General features: G+C 67.7%; 1 pseudogene. It reads right to left on the bottom strand.

The window, feature by feature from the left end:
* A pseudogene (locus tag EOA27_RS39150) lies at positions 1-623 on the bottom strand (hydantoinase/oxoprolinase family protein); the annotation flags it as partial.
* Positions 624-631: the final 8 nt, after the last annotated feature.

Raw genomic sequence — 631 nt, 5'->3', positions numbered from 1 at the left:
TTGATGATATGCGTCTGGCCGACGAACTGCATGTCGGCGGAATGCGTGACGCGGATCGCGTCCGGCTTCACCGCTTCCTTGGCGATCAGCGCCTCGCCTTCGTTACGGTGCCGTTCCAATACCCCGCGAAGCGCAGCTTCGTCGAGGCTCGCCACGGGTTGGTTGATCGTGTTGACGAAGTCGTGCCGCAGGTCCGCGACGACGCAGCCGAGCGCATTGGTGATCCCCGGCCGTGCCGGCACCAGCACGCGCGGCAGGCCGAGCTCGCGGGCAAGCGCCGTCGCATGCAGCGGGCCGGCGCCGCCAAAGGCGAACAGCGCGAAATCGCGTGGATCATGGCCGCGCGACACCGAGACCATGCGTATGGCGCCGGCCATCTTCATGTTGCCGAGCCGAAGCACCGCGCCGGCCGCTTCTACGCCGGAGAGCCCGGTGTGCTTGCCGATCTTGTCCTCGAAAATGCCGGTGACACGCTCGACGGTGACCGGATTGTCGACCGCCAGCAACTTCTTCGGCGCCAGGCGTCCCAGCACCAGATTGGCGTCGGTGATGGTTGGCTCGACGCCGCCGCGCCCGTAGCAGATCGGGCCGGGATTGGCGCCGGCGCTTTCCGGGCCGATCTGCTACGGGC

Source organism: Mesorhizobium sp. M2A.F.Ca.ET.037.01.1.1, from assembly GCF_003998075.1.
Classification (GTDB): domain Bacteria; phylum Pseudomonadota; class Alphaproteobacteria; order Rhizobiales; family Rhizobiaceae; genus Mesorhizobium.
Note: the sequence above shows the minus strand (reverse complement) of the source record. Positions and strands in the feature narration are given on the sequence as shown.